The 25,686-nt window shown below is 69.3% G+C and carries 23 protein-coding genes and 2 pseudogenes; 13 read left to right on the top strand and 12 right to left on the bottom strand.

The features are described 5' to 3' along the window. Nucleotides 1–79 precede the first annotated feature (79 nt). Together ASJ79_RS24425 and ASJ79_RS24420 are read left to right on the top strand one after the other, a co-directional pair. Nucleotides 80–1,393: pseudogene (locus ASJ79_RS24425) on the top strand (FAD-containing oxidoreductase); the annotation flags it as partial. 41 nt (nt 1,394–1,434) lie between these two features. Continuing rightward, nucleotides 1,435–2,373, top strand: a complete 939-nt coding sequence (locus ASJ79_RS24420) for a R2-like ligand-binding oxidase (protein ID WP_067961053.1) — start codon at nt 1,435–1,437, stop codon at nt 2,371–2,373. 11 nt (nt 2,374–2,384) lie between these two features. Here ASJ79_RS24420 and ASJ79_RS24415 read toward each other — a convergent pair. The 3 genes and pseudogenes from ASJ79_RS24415 to ASJ79_RS24405 all read right to left on the bottom strand — a co-directional run bounded on the left by ASJ79_RS24415 (nt 2,385) and on the right by ASJ79_RS24405 (nt 4,577). Then, nucleotides 2,385–2,902: pseudogene (locus ASJ79_RS24415) on the bottom strand (DinB family protein). Further along, entirely contained in the window at nt 2,899–3,708 is an 810-nt protein-coding gene (locus ASJ79_RS24410) for a thioesterase family protein (RefSeq protein WP_067961050.1), read from the bottom strand. Before ASJ79_RS24410 ends, ASJ79_RS24415 begins: the two are co-directional and overlap by 4 nt. After that, entirely contained in the window at nt 3,705–4,577 is an 873-nt protein-coding gene (locus tag ASJ79_RS24405) for a RecB family exonuclease (RefSeq protein ID WP_067961044.1), read from the bottom strand. The genes ASJ79_RS24410 and ASJ79_RS24405 overlap by 4 nt, the downstream gene beginning before the upstream one ends. Nucleotides 4,578–4,661: 84 nt before the next feature. On the opposite strand from ASJ79_RS24405, the gene ASJ79_RS24400 reads away from it, so the two are divergent. Next, nucleotides 4,662–5,495, top strand: coding sequence for a tRNA (adenine-N1)-methyltransferase (locus ASJ79_RS24400; protein ID WP_067961042.1), 834 nt, complete (start codon nt 4,662–4,664; stop codon nt 5,493–5,495). Here the strand turns inward: ASJ79_RS24400 and ASJ79_RS24395 are convergent. From ASJ79_RS24395 to ASJ79_RS24385, 3 genes are read right to left on the bottom strand one after another with little or no spacing between them, the layout of a single operon-like run. Then, nucleotides 5,492–5,788: a DUF503 domain-containing protein gene (locus ASJ79_RS24395; RefSeq protein WP_067961037.1), complete on the bottom strand. Its 297-nt coding sequence runs from the start codon at nt 5,786–5,788 to the stop codon at nt 5,492–5,494. The genes ASJ79_RS24400 and ASJ79_RS24395 overlap by 4 nt on opposite strands. 2 nt (nt 5,789–5,790) lie before the next feature. Next, nucleotides 5,791–6,321 carry a hypothetical protein gene (locus ASJ79_RS24390; RefSeq protein WP_156448618.1) on the bottom strand — a complete coding sequence of 177 codons (531 nt, stop codon included), beginning with the start codon at nt 6,319–6,321 and terminating at the stop codon, nt 5,791–5,793. Continuing rightward, a complete protein-coding gene (locus ASJ79_RS24385) occupies nt 6,318–6,815 on the bottom strand; it encodes a hypothetical protein (RefSeq protein ID WP_067961035.1) in 498 nt (165 codons plus the stop codon). Before ASJ79_RS24385 ends, ASJ79_RS24390 begins: the two co-directional genes overlap by 4 nt. Before the next feature lie 145 nt (nt 6,816–6,960). Between ASJ79_RS24385 and arc the strand changes: the two genes are divergently transcribed. Then, the gene (arc, locus tag ASJ79_RS24380) at nt 6,961–8,799 is read left to right on the top strand and encodes a proteasome ATPase (protein WP_067961033.1); all 1,839 of its coding nucleotides are present in this window, start codon (nt 6,961–6,963) and stop codon (nt 8,797–8,799) included. A 7-nt stretch (nt 8,800–8,806) separates the two neighbouring features. Here the strand turns inward: arc and ASJ79_RS24375 are convergent, their stop codons facing one another. The 3 genes from ASJ79_RS24375 to ASJ79_RS24365 are packed head-to-tail and all read right to left on the bottom strand — an operon-like array spanning nt 8,807 to nt 11,629. Next, nucleotides 8,807–9,970, bottom strand: a complete 1,164-nt coding sequence (locus ASJ79_RS24375; protein ID WP_067961062.1) for a hypothetical protein — start codon at nt 9,968–9,970, stop codon at nt 8,807–8,809. Between the two features lie 45 nt (nt 9,971–10,015). Next, complete coding sequence (locus tag ASJ79_RS24370) at nt 10,016–10,465, bottom strand: Rrf2 family transcriptional regulator (RefSeq protein ID WP_067961028.1); 450 nt, start codon at nt 10,463–10,465, stop codon at nt 10,016–10,018. 18 nt (nt 10,466–10,483) lie between these two features. Further along, nucleotides 10,484–11,629: a hypothetical protein gene (locus tag ASJ79_RS24365; protein WP_067961026.1), complete on the bottom strand. Its 1,146-nt coding sequence runs from the start codon at nt 11,627–11,629 to the stop codon at nt 10,484–10,486. 93 nt (nt 11,630–11,722) lie between these two features. On the opposite strand from ASJ79_RS24365, the gene dop reads away from it, so the two are divergent. The 4 genes from dop to prcA all read left to right on the top strand — a co-directional run bounded on the left by dop (nt 11,723) and on the right by prcA (nt 15,164). Continuing rightward, nucleotides 11,723–13,231: a pup deamidase/depupylase gene (gene dop / locus ASJ79_RS24360; protein ID WP_067961014.1), complete on the top strand. Its 1,509-nt coding sequence runs from the start codon at nt 11,723–11,725 to the stop codon at nt 13,229–13,231. A 93-nt stretch (nt 13,232–13,324) separates the two neighbouring features. Continuing rightward, nucleotides 13,325–13,519, top strand: coding sequence for a ubiquitin-like protein Pup (locus tag ASJ79_RS24355; protein WP_067961011.1), 195 nt, complete (start codon nt 13,325–13,327; stop codon nt 13,517–13,519). Then, complete coding sequence (prcB, locus tag ASJ79_RS24350) at nt 13,516–14,424, top strand: proteasome subunit beta (protein ID WP_067961009.1); 909 nt, start codon at nt 13,516–13,518, stop codon at nt 14,422–14,424. Before ASJ79_RS24355 ends, prcB begins: the two co-directional genes overlap by 4 nt. After that, nucleotides 14,421–15,164, top strand: coding sequence for a proteasome subunit alpha (gene prcA, locus ASJ79_RS24345; protein ID WP_067961007.1), 744 nt, complete (start codon nt 14,421–14,423; stop codon nt 15,162–15,164). Before prcB ends, prcA begins: the two co-directional genes overlap by 4 nt. Here the strand turns inward: prcA and ASJ79_RS24340 are convergent. Further along, nucleotides 15,161–15,568 (bottom strand): hypothetical protein, encoded by a 408-nt coding sequence (locus ASJ79_RS24340; protein WP_231751011.1) that lies wholly within the window; start codon nt 15,566–15,568, stop codon nt 15,161–15,163. The two genes, prcA and ASJ79_RS24340, sit on opposite strands and share 4 nt — an antisense overlap. Nucleotides 15,569–15,748: 180 nt before the next feature. Between ASJ79_RS24340 and ASJ79_RS24335 the strand changes: the two genes are divergently transcribed. The 4 genes from ASJ79_RS24335 to ASJ79_RS24320 all read left to right on the top strand — a co-directional run bounded on the left by ASJ79_RS24335 (nt 15,749) and on the right by ASJ79_RS24320 (nt 21,332). Next, nucleotides 15,749–18,193 (top strand): FAD-dependent oxidoreductase, encoded by a 2,445-nt coding sequence (locus ASJ79_RS24335; protein WP_067961004.1) that lies wholly within the window; start codon nt 15,749–15,751, stop codon nt 18,191–18,193. Between the two features lie 4 nt (nt 18,194–18,197). Further along, nucleotides 18,198–19,331: an N-methyl-L-tryptophan oxidase gene (gene solA / locus ASJ79_RS24330; protein ID WP_067961002.1), complete on the top strand. Its 1,134-nt coding sequence runs from the start codon at nt 18,198–18,200 to the stop codon at nt 19,329–19,331. After that, nucleotides 19,328–20,461, top strand: coding sequence for an aromatic ring-hydroxylating dioxygenase subunit alpha (locus ASJ79_RS24325; RefSeq protein WP_067960999.1), 1,134 nt, complete (start codon nt 19,328–19,330; stop codon nt 20,459–20,461). The genes solA and ASJ79_RS24325 overlap by 4 nt, the downstream gene beginning before the upstream one ends. A 61-nt stretch (nt 20,462–20,522) precedes the next feature. After that, nucleotides 20,523–21,332, top strand: coding sequence for an IclR family transcriptional regulator (locus tag ASJ79_RS24320; protein WP_067960996.1), 810 nt, complete (start codon nt 20,523–20,525; stop codon nt 21,330–21,332). Here the strand turns inward: ASJ79_RS24320 and ASJ79_RS24315 are convergent. Then, complete coding sequence (locus tag ASJ79_RS24315) at nt 21,283–22,179, bottom strand: alpha/beta fold hydrolase (protein WP_067960995.1); 897 nt, start codon at nt 22,177–22,179, stop codon at nt 21,283–21,285. The two genes, ASJ79_RS24320 and ASJ79_RS24315, sit on opposite strands and share 50 nt — an antisense overlap. A 117-nt stretch (nt 22,180–22,296) precedes the next feature. On the opposite strand from ASJ79_RS24315, the gene ASJ79_RS24310 reads away from it, so the two are divergent. Further along, nucleotides 22,297–24,639 carry an arylsulfatase gene (locus ASJ79_RS24310; RefSeq protein ID WP_197420356.1) on the top strand — a complete coding sequence of 781 codons (2,343 nt, stop codon included), beginning with the start codon at nt 22,297–22,299 and terminating at the stop codon, nt 24,637–24,639. A 12-nt stretch (nt 24,640–24,651) separates the two neighbouring features. Here the strand turns inward: ASJ79_RS24310 and ASJ79_RS24305 are convergent. Beyond that, a partial coding sequence (locus ASJ79_RS24305; protein WP_231751010.1) for an alpha/beta hydrolase occupies nt 24,652–25,686 on the bottom strand: 1,035 nt, incomplete at its 5' end.

Genomic DNA, 25,686 nt, shown 5'->3' with positions numbered 1-25,686 from the left:
AACGTGTCGTGGTCGTTGCGGTTCTGCGCCTGGTGCCGCATGAGCCGCACCGCGCGGTGACGCTCGCCCCACTTCGGGTGCCGGCCGGCTCACCGAGGCCGGGCAGCGCGTCGCGGTGGTCGAACGCAAGCTGGTCGGCGGTACGTGTGTGAACTACGGCTGCATCCCGACCAAGACACTCGTGGCCAGCGCGCACGCCGCGCATCTGGCTCGGCGCGGCAACGACTTCGGGATCGGCACCGCAGCGGTGACCGTCGACATGGCCGCGGTCAAGGCGCGCAAGGACCGCATCGCCATCGGCGACCGCGAGGGCGTCGAGTCCTGGCTCCACGGGATGGAGGGGTGCACGCTGATCCGCGGGCACGCCCGCTTCGAGGGACCGCGGACACTGCGGGTCGGCGACGACCTGCTGGAGGCAGACCGCATCTTCCTCAACGTCGGCGGCCGCGCCGTCGTCCCGGACATGCCCGGGCTGGCCGACATCGACTACCTGACCAACGTCGGGATCCTCGATCTCGAGGTCGTGCCCGAGCATCTGGTGATCATCGGCGGCAGCTACATCGCGCTCGAGTTCGCCCAGATGTACCGCCGCTTCGGTGCCGCCGTGACCGTCGTCGAACGAGGCCCACGCCTGGCCGCCCGGGAGGACGAGGACGTCTCGGCGGCGATCCGCGGCATCCTCGAAGCCGAGGGGATCGACGTGGTCGTCGGCGCCGACGCGATCAGCTTCGCCAAACAGGGCGACGGCTTCACCGTCACCCCGCGGGCGGGGGCGGAGCCGATCGCCGGCAGCCACCTGCTGGTGGCGGTGGGGCGGCGGCCGAACACCGACGACCTCGGGCTGGAGGCGGCCGGGGTGCAGACCGATGACCGCGGCTACATCGTCGTCGACGACCAGCTGTGCACCACCGCCGACAACATCTGGGCGATGGGCGACTGCAACGGCCGCGGCGCCTTCACCCACACCTCCTACAACGATTTCGAGATCGTCGCGGCCAACCTGCTCGACGACGACCGGCGCCGGGTCAGCGACCGTGTCACCACCTACGCGCTCTACATCGACCCGCCGTTGGGCCGGGCCGGGATGACCGCCGAAGAGGTTCGCAGGTCGGGCCGAAAAGCGTTGGTGGGCAAGCGTCCGATGACCCGGGTGGGCCGCGCCGTGGAGAAGGGCGAGACGCAGGGATTCATGAAGGTGGTCGTCGACGCCGAGACCCGCGAGATCCTCGGCGCGTCGATCCTCGGGGTCGGTGGTGACGAGGTCGTGCACCTGATCCTCGACGTGATGACCGCGAAACTGCCCTACACGGCGATCTCACGCACCATGCACATCCACCCGACGGTCAGCGAGCTGATCCCGACCCTGCTGCAGGACCTGACGCCTCTGACCTAGACTGTGTCCTGGGTCACATGTGCCGGCGCGGAGGAGCAGTCATGAGCAGGATTCGATCGCACTCACTGGCCGCCGGCGGCCTCAACTGGGACAGCCTGCCGTTGCGGCTGTTCTCCGGCGGCAACGCCAAGTTCTGGGATCCCGCCGACATCGACTTCTCCCGGGACCGGGCCGACTGGGAATCGCTGACCGAACTGGAGCGGGACTGGGCCACCCGGTTGTGCGCCGAGTTCATCGCCGGCGAGGAGGCGGTCACCCAGGACATCCAGCCGTTCATGGCGGCGATGCGCGCGGAGGGCCGGCTCGGCGACGAGATGTACCTGACGCAGTTCGCGTTCGAAGAGGCCAAACACACGCAGGTCTTCCGGATGTGGCTCGACGCGGTGGGTGTGACCGGCGATCTGCAGGGCTACCTCGACGAGCTGCCCGCGTACCGGCAGATGTTCTACGAGGAGTTGCCGGCGTCTCTGGACGCGCTGTCCGCGGACCCGTCCCCGGCGGCTCAGGTGCGGGCCTCGGTGACCTACAACCACGTCATCGAAGGGATGATGGCGCTCACGGGATACTATGCGTGGCACCGGATTTGCGTGGACCGCGGCATTCTTCCGGGCATGCAGGAGCTGGTGCGCCGGATCGGTGACGACGAGCGCAGGCACATGGCGTGGGGCACCTTCACCTGCCGCCGTCACGTCGCCGCCGACGACGCCAACTGGGCGGTGTTCGAGGCCAGGATGACCGAGCTGATCCCGCTGGCGTTGCAGAACACCGAGGACGGGTTCGCCCTCTATGACCAGATCCCGTTCGGGCTGACCATCGACGAGTTCCAGCAGTACGCCGCGGACAAGCGGATGCGCCGGTTCGGCACCATCAGCAGCGCCCGCGGACGCCCCCTCGCCGAGATCGACGTCGACTACTCGCCGCTGCACCTGGAGGACACGTTCGCCGACGAGGACCGGCGGGCGCTGGCCGCGTCGGCGTGAAACACGCTGTGTCATCTGCTGTTCCGGGCGGCACGGAGTAGCCGTAGCTGCCCGATCTCGGCGGCGTTCTTGGTCAGCTCCACGGTCACCCACAACACCGTGTCCGCGACGGTGCGTCCGGCCGCCGGACCCCACGGGAACGCCGCAGGCTCGCTGAGACGCTGAACATCCAACCCGCCAACGCTTCTCGCCATCGGCGTGCCAGTGTGCGCACCCGTTCCACCGCGGCCGCACCATCTCCCGGCCACGTCACGTCGTCCGGTGAACGCAGCGGAAGGCCCTGGATCGCGGCGATCGCGGCGCTCCACCAGTAGTCGATGTGCCAGGTCAGCCATGCGATGGTCGGCACGGGCACCGGGTCGGGCTCCACCTCGGCGAAGTCCGCACGCCACCGCCCGGTCGCGTCCTGCCGGACGGTCCAGCACACCTCGGCGGGCTCCCACCGGAAATCGGCCTCGGCCAACGCGGTCAGGTGCAGGTCGGTCAGCGCCCACGCGAGCTCGAACTGGCGGCGCAGCTCGGCGATCACGGCTGGCGCTGGACCAGCAGCGTCTGGGCGCACGTGCCGATGAACCCGGCGCGGTCGAAGATCTCGGCGGTGGTCACCCCGACGCCGTCGGGGCCGATGGAACCGCGGGCCCGGAGCGCGAAGTCGCTGCCGGTGGGCAACCGGTGCAGGTGGACCACGGTGTCGGTGTTCATGAACAGGTACAGCTTCGGATCGAGCGCGGCGCCGATACCGTTGGCCGAGTCCACCACCATCGCCAGCCGTTGCAGCGGCGTGGTGGGCTCCGAATCGACCAGCGGCACCAACGGGGACAGCCACGCCTCGGCGGCGGCGCCGTCCGGTGTGGGCTGCCTGCGCCAGCTCACGGTCTCCAGGTAGCCGGGCGCGCCCTCCCACGCGTGCGCGGCGCCGCTCGCCTCGCCCTCGACCAGCGGTGGGTACCGGTCGGTCGCGGCGTCACCGGTGTCGCTGGTCGCCAGCAGCCAGGCCGTGACGCGGGCGACGGCCCTCCGGCTGCCGTCGGGGCGGTCGACGAGCATCTCGGCGGCCATCATCGAGATGCGCGCGCCGGGACGTTGCACCCAGGACCGGACCCGCACCGTCGTGACCGGTATCGCGCCGAGGATGTCGAGGGTGAGCCGGCCGATCCGCAGTCCCGAGCCGTCGGCGAGCTCCTCGATGGCCTTGGTCAGCAGCGCCAGCGGCGGTGAACCGTGCTGGATCTGCGGGTCCCAGTTGCTGCGGGTGCCGTCGGTGGACTCGAAGACGGCGTACTCGCCATCCTCGGGTGCGGAGCCGGGCAGCCGGCGGAACAGGCACTCGATCACGCGGCCGGCTCCGCCCGCAGCACCGCGTCGGGGTCGCCGTCGTCGAGTACCTCGGGCCACCCTGGGTACGGCGGGGGAGTGCCGCCGAACGCCGGGCAGTGGGCGCGGTGGGCGCACCAGTCGCACAACCTCGACGGATTCGGCCGGAAATCGCCTGTGGCACCGGCAGCCTGGATGGCCCGCCAGATCGCCATCAGGGTTTTCTCGAAACGTTCGAGCTCGTCGAGGGCCGGGGTGTAGTCGAGCACCTGGCTGTCGGCGAGATAGAGCAGCCGAAGCCGCGTGGGCAGCACCCCGCGCGAGCGCAACAGGGCCACGGCGTAGAACTTCATCTGGAACAGCGCCTTGAACTCGGCCAGCGCGCGGGCCTCCGGCGGTGCCTTACCGGTCTTGTAGTCGACGACCCGCACCTCACCGGTGGGCGCCACGTCGATACGGTCGACGAAACCGCGCAACAACGTCCCGTCGGCCAGTTCCACCTCGACGCGCTGTTCACAACTCTGCGGATCGAACCGGGTCGGGTCCTCCAGCCGGTAGTACCCCGACAGCAGCTCCCGCGCCTGCTCCAGCAGCTCGGCTCGCAGGTCCGGCTCGATGTCGGCGGCCAGCGACGGGCGCTCGGCGAGCACCCGCTCCCAGGCCGGCCCGATCAGGGACGCCGCGGTCTCCGGCACCCGGTCCACCGCGGGCAGCTGGTAGAGGTCTTCCAGCGCCGCATGCACGACCGACCCCCGGACCTGCGCGGCGGACGACGGCTCCGGCAGCCGGTCGATGGCGCGGAAGCGGTACAGCAGCGGGCACTGCTTGAAGTCACTGGCGCGCGACGGCGAGAGCGCGGGGCGGCGCACCGGTCTCGACGGCTCACTCATGGAATCGAGCCTAGGACGGCGGTCGGACAAATCGGAGCAACCCGGACGTCAACCGCGGCGCGTCTACTGGCAGGCTGGACAGCTGTGCGCAGAACCGGCCCATTCGACGTAGGTGATCGTGTCCAACTCACCGACGCCAAAGGCAGGCGCTACACGATGCTGCTCAAGCCGGGCGGCGAATTCCACACCCACCGCGGGATCATCTCGCTCGACGAGGTGATCGGCCTGCCCGAGGGCAGCGTCGTGAAGTCCACCAACGGCGATCAGTTTCTGGTGCTGCGCCCGCTGCTCGTCGACTACGTGATGTCGATGCCGCGTGGCGCGCAGGTCGTCTACCCCAAGGACGCGGCGCAGATCGTGCACGAGGGGGACATCTTCCCCGGCGCGCGGGTGCTGGAGGCCGGCGCCGGGTCCGGCGCGCTGACCTGCTCGCTGCTGCGTGCGGTCGGGCCGGACGGGCGCGTGACGTCCTACGAGGTGCGCGAGGACCACGCCGAGCACGCGCTGCGCAACGTCGTGACCTTCTTCGGGGAGCAGCCTCCGAACTGGGACCTGGTCACCGCCGACGTCGCGGACTACGCCGGGCCGGAGGTCGACCGGGTCGTGCTGGACATGCTCGCGCCGTGGGAGGTGCTCGGCGCGGTCGGTGACGCGCTCGTCGCAGGCGGGGTCCTGATGGTCTACGTCGCGACGGTCACCCAGCTGTCGAAGACGGTCGAGACGCTGCGCGAACAGCAGTGCTGGACCGAGCCGAGAGCGTGGGAGAGCATGCAGCGCGGCTGGCACGTGGTGGGACTGGCGGTGCGTCCGGAGCACTCGATGCGCGGGCACACCGCGTTCCTGATCAGCGCACGCAAACTCGCGCCGGGCGCGGTGGCGCCGGTCCCGCTGCGCAGGAAGCGCATCACCCCGGCCTAGTCGTCGTCGCTGGTGCGCAGTCCGCGCCGGGCCGAGAGCAGTTCGAGCTCGGGCCGGGCGGCCATCAACCGCTCTGCGGCGTCGAGCACCTCGACGACCCGGGCGCGGTCGGCCGCGACGACGCCGACGCCGATCCCGGCACGGCGGTGCAGGTCCTGGGAACCGGTCTCGGCGGCCGAGACGGGGAACCTGCGCGTGAGTTCGGCGATCACCGGCCGGATGACCGACCGCTTGTGTTTGAGCGAGTGCACATCGCCGAGCAGGACGTCGAACTCGAGCCAACCGATCCACATCGTCAGCGCGGGGCGTCGTCGAGCGCCAGCAGCAGATCGGCGGTCTGCCGGGTGAGTTGCCAGGAGCCGTCCGAGGGCGCGAACTCCATCGGGAAGGTGAACTGCGCGCCGGGCGGGTTGGCCGGGGTGATCGCCACGGTCGCGACGACGTTGCCGGGGTCTTCCTGTGACCAGACGAGGTCGCGGGCCTCGAACGCCAGGGGCAGTGAGCCGTTGTCCCGCAGGGCCACTGCGAAGCGCTCCAGCGCCTGCGCCTCGGCGGGGGTGGCGTTCTCGATCAGCGTGATCTTCTGATCACCGGGCACCGCCGGGTCGGACAGTCGCGCCAGCACGTCGGTCAGCGCGGTGGGCGGCGGCAACGGCGGACCGCCGGGGGTGTCCGGGACCGGGGCGGGCGGCGGTGTCGACGACGTGACGGCCGGCGGGCTGGGTGCCGGGCCCGCGGCGGGGTGCTCGGCGGTGCTGCACCCACCTACGCCGAGCGCCGCCACTAATGTGGCGGCGCTGCGGATCAGGATCGTGCGGAAAATCAGCCCACCGCAGACATCAGCGCCATCGCCGACTGCTTGGACAGCTGCCAGCCGGTCGGGCTGGGGCCGGCGACGAACGTCAGGAGCTGGGTCGCCACGGCGCCCGACGGGGCCGCCGCGGTGACGTTGGCGGTCACCACCGGGCCGTTCTGGTCGATGTCGGTGACGGTGAAGCTCAGCGGGAAATACCCTTTGGCCGCGGCGTTGTTGTACCCGCTGTCCGCAACCCGGGCCTCGATCCGGCCCAGGCCGCCCTGGACGTAGCTGGCCTTGCCGCCGGCGAACGAACCCGGGCCGGACAGCGCGCTCAACGTGGAGACGAGCGGGCCCTGCAGGTCGGGTGCGGGTGCGGCGGGCAGCGGGGCCAGAACGGCGGGCGACGCCGCGGCGATACCTGCACCGGCGGCAATCGAGGTCACACCCACGGCCGCAGCGCCGAGTGTCGCGGCTGCTGCTGCCCCAGCGGTCACGCTGGTGACGAGGGTTTTCAGGGTCACGGCTGTCCTTCCGTTCGGCCGACTGATCTAGAAAGGTTAACAGTGGTGCTGGTGTGTCGAATTCCTACACCGCACACAATGTCTGAATCGCCGGTAGCTTTGAAGTTGTTACTGCACCAACTACCGGTGTGGAAAGGAGCGCAACATGAGTGAGTCCGAGCGTTCTGAAGCCTCTGAAGTCTTTGGGACATCCCCTAGTAGCCGTCTGTCTAGCGAAGATGCAGCGGAACTCGAACAACTGCGCCGTGAGGCGGCGATCCTGCGTGAACAACTGGAGAACGCGGGGGGCCAGCCCGGAAGCCCGCGCAGTGTGCGCGACGTGCATCAGCTGGAGGCGCGCATCGACTCGCTCGCCGCCCGCAACGCCAAACTGATGGACACGCTCAAGGAAGCGCGCCAGCAGCTGCTGGCCCTGCGCGAAGAGGTGGACCGCCTCGGCCAACCGCCCAGCGGCTACGGGGTGCTGCTCTCCGTCCAGGACGACGACACCGTCGACGTCTTCACCTCGGGCCGCAAGATGCGGCTCACGTGCTCGCCCAACATCGACACCAAGGAGCTCAAGCAGGGCCAGACCGTCCGGCTGAACGAGGCTCTGACCGTCGTCGAAGCGGGCCACTTCGAGGCGGTCGGCGAGATCAGCACGCTGCGCGAGATTCTGTCCGACGGGCACCGCGCCCTGGTCGTCGGTCACGCCGACGAGGAGCGCATCGTGTGGCTGGCCGAACCGCTGGTGGCCGCCGGGGACCTGCCCGACGGTTACGACGACGATCTCGGCGACGACCGGCCGCGCAAGTTGCGTCCCGGCGACTCGCTGCTGGTGGACACCAAGGCCGGTTACGCGTTCGAGCGGATCCCCAAGGCCGAGGTCGAGGACCTGGTGCTGGAAGAGGTGCCCGACGTCAGCTACAACGACATCGGCGGCCTGGGCCGGCAGATCGAGCAGATCCGTGACGCGGTCGAACTGCCGTTCCTGCACAAAGAGTTGTACCGCGAGTACTCGCTGCGCCCGCCCAAGGGCGTGCTGCTCTACGGTCCGCCCGGTTGCGGTAAGACGCTGATCGCCAAGGCCGTGGCCAACTCGCTGGCCAAGAAGATGGCCGAGGTCCGTGGCGACGACGCCCGGGAGGCGAAGAGCTACTTCCTCAACATCAAGGGGCCCGAGCTGCTGAACAAGTTCGTCGGTGAGACCGAGCGTCACATCCGGCTGATCTTCCAGCGGGCCCGCGAGAAGGCGTCCGAGGGTACTCCGGTGATCGTGTTCTTCGACGAGATGGACTCGATCTTCCGCACCCGCGGCACCGGTGTGAGCTCCGACGTCGAAACCACGGTCGTACCACAGCTTCTCAGCGAGATCGACGGCGTCGAGGGGCTGGAGAACGTCATCGTGATCGGCGCGTCCAACCGCGAGGACATGATCGACCCGGCGATCCTGCGGCCCGGCCGCCTGGACGTCAAGATCAAGATCGAGCGGCCCGACGCCGAGTCGGCGCAGGACATCTTCAGCAAGTACCTCACCGAGGACCTGCCGGTGCACGCCGACGACCTCGCCGAGTTCGGTGGCGACCGCGCCGCGTGCATCCGGGGCATGATCCAGAAGGTCGTCGAGCGGATGTACGCCGAGATCGACGACAACCGCTTCCTGGAGGTGACCTACGCCAACGGCGACAAAGAGGTCATGTACTTCAAGGACTTCAACTCCGGCGCGATGATCCAGAACGTCGTCGACCGGGCCAAGAAGTACGCGATCAAGTCGGTCCTGGAGACCGGGCAGAAGGGTCTGCGCATCCAGCATCTGCTCGACTCCATCGTCGACGAGTTCGCCGAGAACGAGGACCTGCCCAACACCACGAACCCGGACGACTGGGCACGGATCTCGGGCAAGAAGGGCGAGCGGATCGTCTACATCCGCACCCTGGTCACCGGCAAGTCGTCGAGCGCGAGCCGCGCCATCGACACCGAGTCGAACCTGGGGCAGTACCTGTAGCACCCCGTCAGCGGCCCGTCTCCTCGCGGTGGCGGGCCGCTCCGGTTCCCAGGTAGGCGTCACGACCGGCCAGGCTGACGGCCACGTCGGCGATCAACGGTTCGAAGAAGCGCTGCCGGTAGAGCGGGTCGACGCTGGTGCTGACCGTGAAATAGAGCCCGGACAGCACCGCGACGAACAACGACGTGTGCACCACGGTCTGCGGTACCGGGATGTGCACGCCGAACCATGTTCCCGCGCAGGGGGGTTCACCCACGGCGCAGGTCTGTTCGCCGGACCACAGCACGGTCACGTCGTCGGGAATCGCGATGACGCCCAGCGCGAGGAAGAACGCGAACAGCCCGGTGGTGAACAGCACCACCTGGATGGCCTGCGCGACCACCATCACGGCGACCACGTTGACCTGTTCGGCGACCGACAGCGGGGTGCGGTCAGCGGGGTCGGCGGGCACCGATTCCAGCGGGGTGCCGACCAGCAGCGCTGCCGGATCGTCCTGCGCCGAGCGGTCCTGACGCAGCGCCCTCACCTCGTCCCGGATCGTCGCCACCATGAACACCAGCGCCACGACACTGAGGAATCCGATTGTTTGCCAGAGCCTTTCGCGTGTCATCCGGGCCGAGAGCTGCCACAGCTCGCCGGTGAAGTACACGACGACGGTCAACATCAGCAGGGGCAGGGCCCGGCTCATCAGCGTGCCCAGCGCGCCCAGCTGCACCCAGGCGAACCGGAACGCCCACAGGGCGATCGACCCGAAGCCGAGATAGGTCAGCCACACGGCGGCCAGCGAGATCAGCACGAACACCGGGGCCTCGGCCGCCGCCGCGCGGGACCACCCGCTCACGGTCAGCGGCATCACGACGACGAAGATCGCCATCACCAGCACGGCGGCCCACCGGCGCAGCAGTTCCCCTGCGCGGGTCCCGAGCCGGTGCAGTAGTTCGAGCAGGAACGGCGCGGCCACCAGCACCACGGCGATCCCGCCGAGCCGCAGCGCGTACCCGTAGTCGGGGGAGTCGCCGGTGACGTCGGCCAGCAGCATCGTCAGCGCCGTGAGCGCCCCGACGGCGCTGATCATCGGAGCCGAGCGCTGAACGAGCTTGCGCGCGCGGACCCGCCGGGGCAGCACCAGCGGCAACCCGCGCTGCAGGAACCAGTCGTGGACCCGCCGCATGTCGGACACCGGCACATTGTGCGCGACCGCGGCCGAAAGGCCGGGTCAGCGCGCCGGAATCGCCGGCGGCGCCAGCGGGATGACCGTCAGCGCGGGGCTGCGCGCCAGGTCGCTGACGGTGTAGCGGTCGAGTTCGGCGTAGAACGCCTCCTTGGCCGTGGCCAGCGCGCGGCGCAACCGGCAGCCGGCGAGCAGCGGGCACGGTGCGCCGCCGTCGCACGTGACGACCTCGCGGTCGCCCTCGAGTTCCCGGACCAGCCAGCCGACCGAGGCCGTCCGCCCCGCCTCGGTGAGCGACAGTCCGCCCACCCGGCCGCGCCGCGCCTCCACCAGGCCCAGCTCGACCAGCCGGGACACCGCCTTGGCGATGTGGTTCTCCGAGGCACCCGCGCCGGCGGCGATGTGGCGGGTGGTGACCCGTTGATCGTCGGACTCGCCCGCGCTGAGCAGCATCATGGCCCGCAACGCCAGATCGGTGAACCGGGTCAGCTGCATGGCCCCAGTCTGCAACGCCTACGAGTTGGCGGTCACGGTGCGGTACCGGTCCCGGGCGACCAGGGTGAACCGCAGGTCCTCGAGCAGCGGGTCCAGGAACTGCGCCCGGTAGTCCTTGTCGGCGACCGCGCGTGCGGCCAGGTACATGAACGTCAGCGCGATGAGGAACATCGTGATCTGGATCAGCGCCTGCGGCACCGGCAGCGTCATCCCGAGCAGCTCACCGTCGGGGGAGCCGCCGTCGGTCAGGGCGGCCAGTAGTTCCGGGCTGATCAGGATGAGCCCGAGGACGAAGAACAACAGGCCCGTCACGACCGACACGGTGAGCACCTGGACGATCTGCGACATCGCCAGCACGAACGCGACGTTGAGCCGTTCGGCCTTCGACAACGCGACCCGGCGCGGCCGGTCCGGCATGTTCTCGAACGGGCTGCCGGCCAGCTGCGCGGCGTCCTCGGGCCGTTTCGCGTCCGGGCGCAGGATCGGCCGCACCCGGTTCAAGGTGCTCGACAGCAGGAACGCGACGGCGATGAGCATCAGGAAGGACAACCCGAACCACAGGCGGGGCCGGCTGATCGTGGACACCATCGTCCACACCGGGCCGTTGAAGAACACCAGCACCGTCAGCAGCATCACCGGCAGCGCGCCGAGGATCAGGTTGCCCACCGACGCCAGGTTGGCCAGCGTCATGCGCACCGCCCAACCCAGGACCGCCCCGAGACCCGTGGCGGTGCACACGAAGATCAGCACCACCAGCGCGGCCTCGGTGACCAGGTCGACGACGACTCCGGCGCTGGGACCGCCGTAGATCCCGCCGAGCGTGGCGACGGCCAGTGACACCGCCGACACCACCCCGCGCGGGCGCGGATCCGCCGAGCGTGACACCAGCCACCCCACCAGCGCGGCGGCGGGCAGCACCAACAGCACGACCGCGATGACGAACCACTCGGTGCGAGTCGGGGTGCCGTCGATGTCGACGGTGTGCTTGCCGGTCGCCGCGACGATGACCATCGAGAACGTCATCATCACGGCCAGGCCCGCCAGCGCGGGCGCCGAGCGCGACCACACCCGCCGCACCAGCACACCCGGGCGCAGCACCGCGGGCAGGCCGCGCCGGAGAAACCAGCGTTCGGCCGCGAGACGTTGTTGGGTCGTGGAGGCCACGGGGATAGATCTCACCACGGGTCCGCCGGGGGCGGGCGATGATCTGCGCAGGCTGGTGAGCTCGCCACATCGCCGACCTCTACCCTGGTCGGTATGCAACGGATCATCGGAACAGAGGTCGAGTACGGCATTTCGTCGCCGTCGGATCCGACCGCGAATCCGATCCTGACGTCGACGCAGGCGGTGCTCGCGTACGCGGCGGCCGCAGGCATCCAGCGGGCCAAGCGCACCCGCTGGGATTACGAGGTCGAATCGCCGCTGCGTGATGCCCGCGGATTCGACCTGAGCCGCTCGTCCGGGCCGCCGCCGATCGTCGACGCCGACGAGGTCGGTGCGGCGAACATGATCCTGACCAACGGTGCCCGGCTCTACGTCGACCACGCCCACCCCGAGTACTCGGCGCCGGAGTGCACCGATCCGATGGACGCGGTCATCTGGGACAAGGCCGGTGAGCGTGTGATGGAGGCCGCCGCCCGCCACGTCGCCAGCGTGCCCGGGGCGGCCAAGCTGCAGCTGTACAAGAACAACGTCGACGGCAAGGGCGCGTCGTACGGGTCGCACGAGAACTACCTGATGAGCCGCCAGACACCGTTCTCGGCGGTCATCGCCGGGCTCACCCCGTTCCTGGTGTCCCGCCAGGTGGTGACGGGGTCCGGACGTGTCGGCATCGGGCCCTCCGGTGACGAGCCCGGCTTCCAGCTGTCCCAGCGCGCCGACTACATCGAGGTCGAGGTCGGCCTGGAGACCACGCTCAAACGCGGCATCATCAACACCCGCGACGAGCCGCACGCCGACGCCGACAAGTACCGCAGGCTGCACGTCATCATCGGTGACGCCAACCTCGCCGAGACGTCGACCTACCTCAAGCTGGGCACCACGTCGCTGGTGCTCGACCTGATCGAGGAGGGCCCGCAGATCGGCGCGGACCTGTCCGATCTGGCGCTGGCCCGTCCCGTGCACGCGGTGCACGTGCTGTCCCGGGATCCGTCGTTGCGCGCCACCGTCGCGCTGGCCGACGGCCGAGAGCTGACAGGTCTGGCGCTGCAACGGATCTACCTCGACCGGGTCGCCAAGCTCGTCGACAGCCGGGACCCCGATCCGCGGGCCACGCACGTGCTGGAGACCTGGGCGCACGTCCTGGATCTGCTCGAGCGCGACCCGATGGAGTGCGCCGGGCTGCTGGACTGGCCGGCCAAGCTGCGCCTGCTCGAAGGGTTCCGCAACCGCGAGAACCTCGGGTGGAACGCACCTCGGCTGCACCTGGTCGACCTGCAGTACTCCGACGTGCGCCTGGACAAAGGCCTGTACAACCGCCTCGTGGCCCGCGGTTCGATGAAGCGGCTGGTCACCGAACAGCAGGTGCTCGACGCCGTCGAGAACCCGCCCACCGACACCCGCGCCTACTTCCGCGGTGAATGCCTCCGGCGCTTCGGTGCCGACATCGCCGCGGCGAGCTGGGATTCGGTGATCTTCGACCTCGGCGGCGATTCGCTGGTGCGGATCCCCACCCTCGAGCCGCTGCGAGGCAGCAAGGCCCATGTCGGGGCGCTGCTCGATTCCGTCGACAGCGCCGTCGAACTCGTCGAGCAGCTCACGACCTGATCGGGCTATCCCCGGCAATCTCGAATCCGACCGGTAGGGTAGAGAGACCGACGGGCATGAGGTTGGGGCCCGCAACTTACGCAGGAGGCAGCGATGGCTCAGGAGCAGACCAAGCGTGGCGGCGGAGGCGGCGAAGACGACGACCTCCCCGGCAGCACGGCCGCCGGGCAGGAGCGCCGCGAGAAGCTTGCCGACGAGACCGACGATCTGCTGGACGAGATCGACGACGTCCTGGAGGAGAACGCGGAGGACTTCGTGCGGGCCTACGTGCAGAAGGGCGGACAGTGACCTGGCCGAATCGCGAACAGCCGGCCTTTCCGTCCTCTTTACCCGGAGCGTTTAACACGCTGCCGCAGGGCATGTCCCACGGCGGGGTGAACCTGTCGTCGTTCTCGGATTTCCTGCGCCATCAGGCGCCGCACCTGCTGCCTGGGTCGGGCGGGCCCGCACCGACGGATGCCGTGCCGCACGGGACCACGATCGTGGCGCTGAAGTATCCGGGCGGAGTGGTGATGGCCGGTGACCGGCGTGCCACCCAGGGAAACATGATCGCCAGCCGGGACGTGCAGAAGGTCTACATCACCGACGACTACACCGTCACGGGCATCGCGGGCACCGCCGCGATCGCGGTCGAGTTCGCCCGGCTGTACGCCGTCGAACTCGAGCACTACGAGAAGCTCGAAGGGGTGGCGCTGACCTTTCCCGGCAAGGTGAACAGGCTGGCCACCATGGTGCGGGGCAATCTCGGCGCGGCCCTGCAGGGTTTCGTCGCGCTGCCCTTGCTCGCCGGTTACGACGTCGACGATCCGAATCCCGAAGGCGCAGGCCGCATCGTGTCGTTCGACGCCGCCGGTGGCTGGAACTTCGAGGAAGAGGGCTACCAGTCGGTGGGCTCCGGCTCGATCTTCGCCAAGTCCTCGATGAAGAAGTTGTACGCACAGGTCAGGGATGCCGACTCGGCGTTGCGGGTCGCCGTCGAGGCGCTATACGACGCCGCCGACGACGATTCGGCGACCGGCGGACCGGACCTGGTGCGGGGCATCTACCCGACGGCCGTGCTGATCGGAGCCGAAGGTGCCCACGAGGTGTCCGAGGAGCAGATCGCCTCGGTGTGCCGCACGATCATCGAAAGTCGTTCGCGGGCGGACACCTTCGGCCCCGACGCGGAGCCCGTTCGAGGTGACGAGCCGTGAGCTTCCCGTATTTCATCTCGCCCGAACAGGCGATGCGTGAGCGGTCCGAGCTCGCGCGCAAGGGCATCGCCCGCGGCCGCAGCGTGATCGCGCTGGCGTACGCCGACGGGGTGTTGTTCGTTGCGGAGAATCCGTCGCGGTCGCTGCAGAAGGTCAGCGAGCTCTACGACCGGGTGGGCTTCGCGGCCGTCGGCCGGTTCAACGAGTTCAACAACCTGCGCAGCGGCGGGATCCGGTTCGCCGACACCCAGGGTTACGCCTACTCGCGCCGCGACGTCACCGGCCGCCAGCTGGCCAACGTGTACGCCCAGACGCTCGGCACCATCTTCACCGAGCAGGCCAAGCCGTACGAGGTCGAGCTGTGCGTGGCCGAGGTCGCCCATTACGGTGAGACCAAAGCCCCTGAGCTGTACCGCATCACCTATGACGGCTCGATCGCCGACGAACCGCACTTCGTCGTGATGGGTGGGACCACCGAGCCGATCTCGGCGGCGTTGAACGAGTCCTACACCGAGAACGCCGATCTGGCCGACGCGGTGAGGATCGCGGTCGCGGCGCTGGGCGCCGGCGGTAACGGCGCCGAGCCTCGCGCGCTCGGTCCGGCCACGCTGGAGGTGGCGATCCTGGACGCGAACCGGCCGCGGCGGGCGTTCCGTCGCATCACCGGGTCGGCGCTGGAGGCGTTGCTGCCTGCGCAGGGGCCCACGGAGCCGGCGGAATCCGGAGACGCCGGGGCCTAGCCTGGCGGGTCGCGGTATCGCCGGTGCAGTTGCTGGCGGGAGACGCCGAGGATCGTGCCGATCTGCCCCCAGGACAGGCAGAGTCGGCGCGCGGTGCGGACGGCTTCGTCGTAGCGGATCTTGGCTCGCGCGAGATCGTCACGGGCATCCCGTAATTCGCGGATACTGTTTCCCGTGAAGATGTCCTGGAGAAGCGGGTCGGGATAGTCGATCGGAGGCCGTTCGGGGCGGCTCAAGATCTCGGCTTCGGTGCGGGCGACCAATGCTCTGATTTCCGGGTGGTCCTGCCACCACGGCGTGGGTCGGGTGCCTGTCGTGTTTTGGTCGTCATCGTTTGGTGACGCGTCATCATCTGTTGACGAGGAAATCTCGGTGGGCACGTCCTCGCCGCGGTCGTCCGTCATCCCGGCCTCCTCTGTCGCCGTGAGTATGTCCGGCGGTTCCGACACCCCGTTTCTCACAGCAAGTCCGAAGGTGTTTCCGTCTTGCGCGGCACCCGTCCAGGGTGGATGATCTGTTGCGTATAGCGCATCGTATTGCGTAATACGCAACAACAGGGTTTTCCATATGAAAGCGGTCCACACATGCCCAAAGTCGTCGTGATCGGGGCCGGCATCGTCGGCACTTCGCTGGCAGATGAGCTGACCGCCCGCGGATGGACCGACGTCACCGTGGTCGACCGCGGACCGCTGTTCGCCACCGGCGGCTCGACCTCCCACGCGCCGGGACTGGTGTTCCAGACCAACCCGTCCAAGACGATGACCGCCTTCGCCCGGTACACGGTCGAGAAGTTCACCGCGCTGCAGCACCCCGACGGCTGGGCGTTCAACCCGGTCGGCGGGCTCGAGGTCGCCACCACGCCGCAGCGCTGGGCCGATCTGCACCGCAAGGCCGGGTGGGCGCAGTCGTGGGGCATCGAGGGTCGCCTGCTGACCCCGGCCGAGTGCGTCCGGCTGCATCCGCTGGTCGACCCCGACCGCATCCTCGGTGGTTTCCACACCCCGGCCGACGGCCTGGCCAAAGCGCTGCGCGCCGCCGAGGCCCAGGCCCGCCGCGCCGAATCCCGGGGCGCCACCCTGCGTCCCCACACCGAGGTGCTCGGCATCGTCGACAACGGACGCCGCGTCACCGGGGTGCGCACTGCCGACGGCGTGCTCGCCGCCGACATCGTGGTGTGCGCCGCCGGTTTCTGGGGCGCCCAGCTCGCCGGTCAGGTGGGCCTCGTGCTGCCGTTGGTGCCGATGGCCCACCAGTACGCGCGCACCGGACAGATCGCCGAGCTCGTCGGGCGCAACACCGAACTCTCCGAGGCCGGTCTGCCGATCCTGCGCCATCAGGATCAGGATCTCTACTTCCGTGAGCACGTCGACCGGCTCGGTATCGGCTCCTACAGCCACCGGCCGATGCCGGTCGACATCGCCACCCTGCTCGCCGACACCGCCGGCGAGCCGATGCCGTCGATGATGCCGTTCACCGAGGAGGACTTCGCGCCCGCCTGGCGCGCCGCCGCGGATCTCATTCCGGCACTGCAGGATTCGAAGGTCGAAGAGGCGTTCAACGGCATCTTCTCCTTCACCCCCGACGGCTTCTCCATCATGGGTGAACACCGCGAGCTGCCCGGATTCTGGGTGGCCGAAGCGGTGTGGGTCACTCATTCGGCCGGGGTCGCCAAGGCGACGGCCGAGTGGATCGTCGACGGCGTCCCGTCGATCGACACCCACGAATGCGACCTGTACCGGTTCGAGGACGTCGCCCGCAGTCCGAAGTTCATCATGCAGACCAGCTCCCAGGCGTTCGTCGAGGTCTACGACGTCATCCACCCGCACCAGTACCGCACCGGGCTGCGGGGGCTGCGGACCAGCCCGTTCCACGCCCGTCACACCGGCCTGGGCGCGTACTTCTACGAAGGCGGCGGCTGGGAGCGGCCCGCCTGGTTCGAGTCCAATGCCGCACTGGCCCAGCGCCTGTTCGACGACGGTCTGCCGGTTCCGCGCCGCGACGAGTGGGCGGCGAGGTTCTGGTCGCCGATCTCGATCGCCGAGGCGCACTGGACCCGTGAGCACGTGGCCATGTACGACATGACGCCGCTGACCCGCTACGACGTGTCCGGCCCCGGCGCCGCGGCGTTCCTGCAGCGCATCACGAGCAACAACATCGACAAGAGCGTCGGTTCGGTCACCTACACCCTGCTGCTCGACGAACACGGCGGGATCCGAAGCGATCTCACAGTCGCCCGGCTGGCCCCGGACACCTTCCAGGTCGGCGCGAACTCACCCATGGATTTCGACTGGCTGACGCGGCACAAGCCCGCCGATGTGGTGCTGCGTGACATCACCGGCGGCACCTGTTGTCTCGGGGTCTGGGGGCCCTCGGCCCGTGACGTGATCGCACCCCTGTGCGCCGCCGACGTGTCCCACGAGGCGTTCCGGTACTTCCGCGCCGTCCGCACCCATCTCGACGCCATCCCGGTCACGATGATGCGGGTCTCCTACGTCGGCGAACTCGGCTGGGAGATCTACACCGGCGCCGAATACGGCGCCGCGCTGTGGGATCTGGTCGCCGAGGCCGGTGCACCGCACGGCATCATCCCGGCCGGGCGGATCGCCTTCAACAGCCTGCGCATCGAGAAGGGCTATCGCAGCTGGGGCACCGACATGACCGCCGAGCACCTGCCCGCCGCGGCCGGGCTCGACTTCGCAGTACGGATGGACAAGGCCACCGACTTCGTCGGGAAGGCCGCGCTGCAGCGGGCCGGTGCACCCGACACGGTGTTGCGCAGCATTGTGTTCGACGACACCGACGCGGCCGTGCTGGGCAAGGAACCGGTGTTCGTCGACGGCGCTCCGGTGGGCTATGTGACCAGCGCGGGATACTCCGCAACCGTCGGCCGCACCCTGGCCTACGCGTGGCTGCCCGCGGATGTCGGCATCGGCGCCGTCGTCACGGTCGACTACCGCGGCGCCACGCACAGCGCCACCGTCCACGCCGAGCCCGTCGTGGACCCGCAGATGACGCGGATCAAGAGGTAGCGCAATGGCTTTCGACGTCATCGTGATCGGTCTCGGCGGCATGGGAAGTGCCGCGGCCTACCACCTCGCCGCGCGCGGTCAGCGCGTCCTCGGGCTGGAGAAGTTCACCCCGGCCCACGACCGGGGTTCCAGCCACGGCGGATCGCGCATCATCCGGCAGTCCTACTTCGAGGACCCGGCCTACGTACCGCTGCTGCTGCGCGCCTACGAACTGTGGGAGCGGCTGGCCGGCGACAGCGGACGCGAGGTGTACCGCCTGACCGGCGGACTGTTCAGCGGACCACCGGACTGTCTCACCGTGGCCGGCAGCCTGCGGGCCAGCCGGCAGTGGGACCTGCCGCACGACGTGCTCGACGGGAACGAGATCCGCGCGCGGTTCCCGAACTTCGCCCCGCAACCCGGTCACATCGCGTTGTACGAAGCCAAGGCCGGCTTCGCCCGCCCAGAACTGACCGTCCAGGCACATCTCGACCTCGCCGAGAAGTCAGGCGCTGCACTGAGATTCGGCGAGGAGGTGATCGAGTGGGCCCAGACATCCGGTGGCGTGACGGTGCGCACGGCGGCCGGGGTGTACACCGCCGGCCAGCTGGTTATCTGCCCCGGCGCGTGGGCCCCGCAGCTGCTCGCCGCGTTCGGCATCCCGATCACCGTCGAACGGCAGGTGCTCTACTGGCTCGACCCGGTCGGCGGCACCGCCCCGTTCGTCGAACACCCGATCTTCATCGACGAGAACGCCGCGGGCCAGCAGATCTACGGGTTCCCGGCGATCGACGGGCCTCGCGGCGGGGTGAAGGTCGCGTTCTTCCGCAAGGGGGTCGAATGCACCCCGGAGACCATCGACCGCACCGTTCACGACCACGAGATCCGCGAGATGCGTGAGAGGGTGGCCCAGCTGCTGCCGGCCCTCGACGGTCCCTGCCTGCATTCGGCCACCTGCATGTACTCCAACACGCCCGACCAGCATTTCGTGATCGCGCGCCACCCCGACAGCGTGCATGTGACGGTGGCGTGCGGATTCTCGGGGCACGGATTCAAATTCGTGCCCGTGGTGGGGGAGATCCTCGCCGACCTGGCCCTGTCCGGTGCGACGGCGCACCCGATCTCGCTGTTCGACCCCCGCAGATTGGTGACCGCATGACCGGAAAACTCGCGCCCGCACTGCTCACCACGCTCGGCGGCCGCTACTACACGAGTCCCGAGGTGTTCGCCGCCGAACAGGAACACATCTTCGAGGCCATGTGGTTCTGCGCCGCGCGGTCGTCCGACCTGGCCGCCCCGGGCCGGTTCCAGAAGGTCCAGGTGGGCCGGGAGAGCGTGCTGCTGGTCCGCGGCCGTGACGGACTGCTCCGCGCCTTCCTCAACGTGTGCCGCCACCGCGGCGCACAGTTGTGCGTCGAGGACGACGGCGAGGTGAAACGCACCCTGCGCTGCCCGTACCACTCGTGGACCTACGCGCTGGACGGCAAACTCGTCGCCGCACCGAACATCGGGACGCTGACCGACGACGCCGGGGCCCCCATCGACCGGTACCGCTACGGGCTGGTGCCGGTGGCGCTGACCGAATGGCTCGGCTACGCCTGGGTGTGTCTGGCCGACACCCCGCCGCCGTTCGAGGAGGTGATGGCCGAGGCCGCCAAGACGCTCGGTGACCCCGACGCCGTCAACCGCTACGGCATCGGCGGGCTGGACGTGGGCCACCGTGTCGTCTACGAGGTGGCCGCCAACTGGAAGCTGATCGTCGAGAATTTCATGGAGTGCTACCACTGCAGCTCCATCCACCCCGAGCTGGTCGGGGTCGTCCCCGAGTTCGCGCGCGGCGTGGCGGCCCAGGCCAACATCGGCCTCGGCGCACAGTTCGGCGCCGAGGTGGCCGGGTTCACCGTCGACGGCGGCACCGGCTTCGAGCGCCTGCCCGGCATCACCGACGAACAGGACAGGCGCTACTTCGCGATCACCGTCAAACCCACGGTGTTCATCAATCTGGTCCCCGACCACGTCATCTTCCACCGCATGTACCCGGTCGCCGTCGATCGCACCGTGGTGGAATGCGACTGGCTCTACACCGGCGACGTGGTCGGGTCGGCGCGCGACGTGTCGCGGTCCGCCGAGCTCTTCCACCGGGTCAACCTGCAGGACTTCCAGGCATGCGAACGGACACAACCGGCGATGTCCTCGCGCGCCTACCGCGATGGCGGGGTCCTGGTGCCGGCCGAACACCATCTCGCGGAGTTCCAGTCGTGGGTGGTGTCCCGGCTGGCGGTCGCATGACGCCCCGGTCCGGCAGCGGGTCGGCATCGCCGGCCGCACGGGCGCGTAGGCTGACTGCCCGATGGGCGCCCACGACGACCGCACACCCGCAGATCCTCCTGCCGCCGTGCAATCTGTCGACCGCGCACTGAGAGCGCTGGAGATCGTCGCCGAACTCGGCCAGGCCGGGGTCACCGAGATCGCCGCCGAACTGGGTGTGCACAAGTCCACGGTGTCACGGCTGGTCGCCGCGCTGGAGGCGCGCGGGTACGTCGAGCAGGTCTCCGAACGCGGCAAGTACCGCCTCGGCTTCGCGATCCCGCGGCTGGCGCACGTCGCCGCGGGCCAGATCGACCTGGTCAAGATCGGCCAGGAGGCCTGCGACGCGCTCAGCACCGAGGTCGGCGAGACCGCCAATCTCGCGGTGCTCGACCAGGACCGCGTCGTCAACATCGTGGAGGCCATCGGCCCGGCCGAGATCACCCTGCGGACCTGGGTGGGGCAGAGTTGCCCGGCCTACGCGACTTCCAGCGGCAAGGTGCTGCTGGCGGGTCTCGACCCGGCCGAACTGCGGTCGCGGGTGCAGCCGCCGCTGACGGCGTTCACCGACTCCACGGTGCGCGGCGTCACCGAACTGCAGGACCAGTTGGCCGAGGTGCGGAACCGCGGCTGGGCCAGCGTATCCGAGGAACTCGAGGTCGGGCTGAACGCGGTCGCGGCACCGGTCTACGACGTGCACTCGCAAGTCGTTGCGGCGCTGAGTGTTTCGGGTCCAGCGTACCGGCTGGCGGTGGACCGGTTCGAGGAGGTCGCCAAACAGACGGTCGCCGCCGCTGATTACATCAGTCATCGGATGGGCTGGACCGGGCAGCCCCGAGAACCAGTTCGGTGAACAGCTCGGGGCATTCCAGCGGTGTGAAATGCCCTGCGTCGTCGGCGAAATGCAGCCGGATGTCGGTGAAATGGTCCCCGAGCCGGTCGGCCCACCGCGACGGGAACAGCGGATCGTGGCGCGGCCACAGCACGTCGGTGGGGGCGTGGATCCTGATGGCGCGCTCGGCCGGCAGCTCGCTCAGCGCCTGCGCCACGGTGCCCGCCCCGGCCCGGTACCACGCGATCGAGGCCGAAAAGGCGCCCGGCAGAGCGTAATCGGACACCAGCACGTCGAGATCGTCCTCGGTGACCTCGAAGAAGGGGCCCGACCAGTGGTCCCAGAAATGTCTCAGATATTCGCGGACGGTGTCGGGGTTGCCGTCCACCAGCTGCGTGGCCAGCGGCAGCTGGTGGAACGCCTGGTACCAGAACTCGCTCTGAGCCTGCGGCGTGAGCACCCGGTCGCCCGCGCCCGGCAGCGGGGGAGAGAGCACCAGCGCGCGGACCAGGTCGGTGTGCATCCGCGCCACGCTCTGCGCGACCCGGCTGCCGACGTCGTACCCGGCGAGCACGACCGGGCCCAGCTCCAGTTCGCGGATCAGGCCGACGATGCTCGCCGCCTGCGCCGACGCGCAGTAGAAATGGCTGACCGACACCTCGTGTTTGTCCGAGCCGCCGAAGCCGCGCAGGTCCGGGACCACGACGTCGAGGTGGCCGGCGAGCAGCGGCACCATCCTCCGGAAATCGTGGCGCGATCCCGGCCAGCCGTGCAGCAGCACCACCGGCGCGGCGCCGGGTGTGCCGAACCTGTCGTAGGTCAGCCGGAACCCGTCGACGGGCGCGCTGCGCGAGGCCCGGGAAGCCATGGACCTCATTGTGGCCCGTCGGCGAGCCGCTGTCCGGAGATATCGAGACAGTGCGGCGCGGGTGGTGCAGAGTTAGGTGCCCGGTACAACGGGCGACGCGCCGGACAGGAAGGGACCGTGTTGTCTGAACAGTTGGGAGATCGGCTCGTTGCCCCGGTGCTGCCGGGCGGTGGCGTGTTGCCGTTCGCGCCGGTCCCCTCGGGCAGTATCGCCGGCCGAACACTGCAGGAATCGAGCTACAGCCCGCGGCCGGCGCCGAGGCGTCTGCACGACGACTCACCCAACATCGTCATCGTCCTGATCGACGACGCCGGACCGGGGCTGCCGTCGACGTTCGGCGGCGAGGTGACCACCTCGACGCTCGACCGCATCTGCGGTGAAGGCGTGTCCTACAACCGGTTCCACACCACGGCCATGTGCTCACCGACCCGGGCGTCCCTGCTGACCGGGCGCAATCACCACGAGATCGGCAACGGTCAGATCGCCGAGCTGGCCAACGACTGGGACGGCTACGCCGGCAAGATCCCACGATCGAGCGCGACCGTGGCCGAGGTGCTCAAGCAGTACGGCTATGCGACGTCGGCCTTCGGCAAGTGGCACAACACCCCCGCCGAGGAGACCACCGCGGCCGGCCCGTTCGACAACTGGCCGACCGGTCTGGGGTTCGAGTACTTCTACGGCTTCCTCGCCGGCGAGGCGTCACAGTACGAGCCGAACCTGGTCCGCAACACCACCGTTGTTCCTCCTCCCCGGACCCCCGAAGAGGGTTACCACTTGTCAGAGGACCTGGCCGACGACGCCATCTCCTGGCTGCGCCGGCACAAGGCGCTCAACGCCGACAAGCCGTTCTTCATGTACTGGGCCAGCGGATGCCTGCACGGCCCGCACCACGTCATGAAGGAGTGGGCCGACAGGTACGCCGGCAAGTTCGACGACGGCTGGGACGCCTACCGCCAGCGGGTGTTCGACCGCGCCAAGGACAAGGGCTGGATCCCGCCCGACTGCGCCCTCACCGAGCGTGATCCCGAGCTCGCGGCCTGGGACGACATCCCCGAGGACGAGAAGCCGTTCCAGCGCCGCCTGATGGAGGTCGCCGCCGGCTACGCCGAACACGTCGACGTCCAGGTGGGCCGCATCGCCGACGAGCTCGACTCGCTGGGCTACGCCGAGAACACGTTGTTCTTCTACATCTGGGGTGACAACGGCTCCTCCGGCGAGGGCCAGAACGGCACGATCGCCGAGCTGTTGGCGCAGAACGGGATTCCCACCACAGTGCGCCAGCACATCGACGCGCTCGACGCCCTCGGCGGACTGGATGTGCTCGGTTCTCCACTGGTCGACAACCAGTACCACGCAGCGTGGGCGTGGGCAGGCAGCACGCCGTACAAGGGCATGAAACTGCTCGCCTCCCATCTGGGTGGCACGCGCAACCCGATGGCCGTGCGCTGGCCGGCCAAGATCACCCCGGAACCGGCGCCGCGGGAGGTGTTCCTGCACTGCAACGACGTCGTCCCGACCATCTACGAGGTGGTCGGCATCGAGCCACCCCAGGTGGTCAACGGACAACCCCAGATTCCACTCGCCGGAGCGAGTTTCGCCCGCACCCTGGCCGATCGGGACGCGCCCGGCGGCAAGAAGACCCAGTACTTCGAGATCATGGGCAGCCGCGGCATCTATCACGACGGCTGGATGGCATCGGCGCGTGGACCGCGGTTGCCGTGGGTACCGGGTCAACCGCCGGGCATCGCGACCTGGACACCGGATGACGACACATGGGAGCTCTACCACCTCGACGAGGACTGGTCGCAGGCCCATGATCTCGCCGGCCAGATGCCGGAGAAGCTCGCCCAGATGCGGGAGATGTTCATGGTGGAAGCGGCCCGCAACGAGGTCCTGCCCATCGGTGGCGGCCTGTGGGTGCCCGTCTACCATCCCGAGCTGCGCATCGCTCCGCCCTACCGGGAGTGGGAGTTCTCCGGCGACACGGTGCGGATGCCCGAATTCTGTGCCCCCGCGCTGGGCAACAAGAACAACGTGGTCACCATCGACGCCGACATCCCCGCCGAGGCCAACGGTGTGCTCTATGCCCTGGGTGCGGCGGCAGGCGGTCTGACCCTGTACATGGAGCACGGTCACCTCTGCTACGAGTACAACCTGTTCATCCTGTCGCGCACCAAGATCCGGTCCGAGAAACCGCTGCCGCCGGGGCGGGCCACCATCACCGTCACCACCCGGTACGCCGAACCCCGCCCCGCCGGGCCGCTCGACATCACCGTGGCCCGAAACGGCGAAACCCTCGCCACCGGCGTGGTCCCGGTCAGCGCGCCGCTGTTGTTCACCGCCAACGACTGCCTCGACATCGGCACCTGCCTGGGCTCGCCGGTGTCGCTGGATTACCGTGAGCGCGCGCCGTTCCCGTTCGAGGGCCGCATCCACCGGGTGCATGTCGCCTACACCTAGAAGCCGGCGTCGTCACCGCCGGTCGTGGTCGCCGGTGATGACCGCCAGGATCGTGCGCCACGCATCCGAGGGCCGGTTGAGCATGCCGCTGTGCGCACCCCAGCCCGCCACCGGGGTGCCGTCGTCGTAAACCCCTGTGCGCAAACGGGTCACACCGGCCATCTGGTCCGGGTCGACGCCGTGAGGTCCGCCGGGGATGCCCTGCACCAGCTCGATGAAGTCGCCGGGGGCGGTCATCGAGTAGCGCTGCACGGCGGGGTTGCGGTTGTGCCAGTCGCCGGCGTCGTCGACCCCGACCCCGGCGCCCGCGGCGGCCAGGAACACCGTGCGGTCCGACGTCAGCCCGAGGGTCTCGGCGGTACCGACGATCGATCCGCCGTACGAGTGGCCGAGCACGGTCACCAGCACACCGTCGGGCACCCGACGGTCGACGTCTTCGCTGAACGCCACCAGCCGCGGCGCCATGTCGAGCGCATACCGCGGGTCGGCCGCGTCGAAGAGCACGTCGGCCGGGTTGTGCACCTGCGGGAACGGTCCGCCCAGATAGGTGATCACCGCGACGTCGCCGCCGGTCGCCGCCACGAACCGCTGCGCGGTCGCGGTGTTGGCCGCCGAGCCCTCGATCGTGGTGTTCACCCCGGGAACCAGCACCGCGACGCTGCGCGCGGACGCGAGGTCACCGTTGAGTTCGACCAGCGAGGCCCGGCCGGGATCGAAGGCCACGATCGTGCGGGGGACGCGGCCCCGGCCGGCCGGGTCGTCGATCTCGCCGAGCAGACCGCGATAGAACGCGATGCGGCGGCGCGACCCCTCGTCCGTGCCGCTCTCGGCCAGGATCGCGGTCGCGATGTTGAGGCGGTTGGCCGCGGCCCGCATGTCCCACGGGATGCCGTCGGTGTTGCCCACCTGCTGTGGGAACTCCGCCACCAGCAGGGTCTCTTCGCTGCTCAAGCCCTCGACCACGCACAGCCTCCCGACGTCGTAAATGTACGGCCATTTCCGGACGCCATATTGACACGCGAAGCGCAGGGCTGCCAGCATGGGCCG

This window comes from Mycobacterium sp. NAZ190054, from assembly GCF_001545925.1.
Taxonomy (GTDB): domain Bacteria; phylum Actinomycetota; class Actinomycetes; order Mycobacteriales; family Mycobacteriaceae; genus Mycobacterium.
The sequence above is the reverse complement of the archived record's forward strand: the minus strand, read 5'-3'. Positions and strand labels throughout refer to the sequence as shown.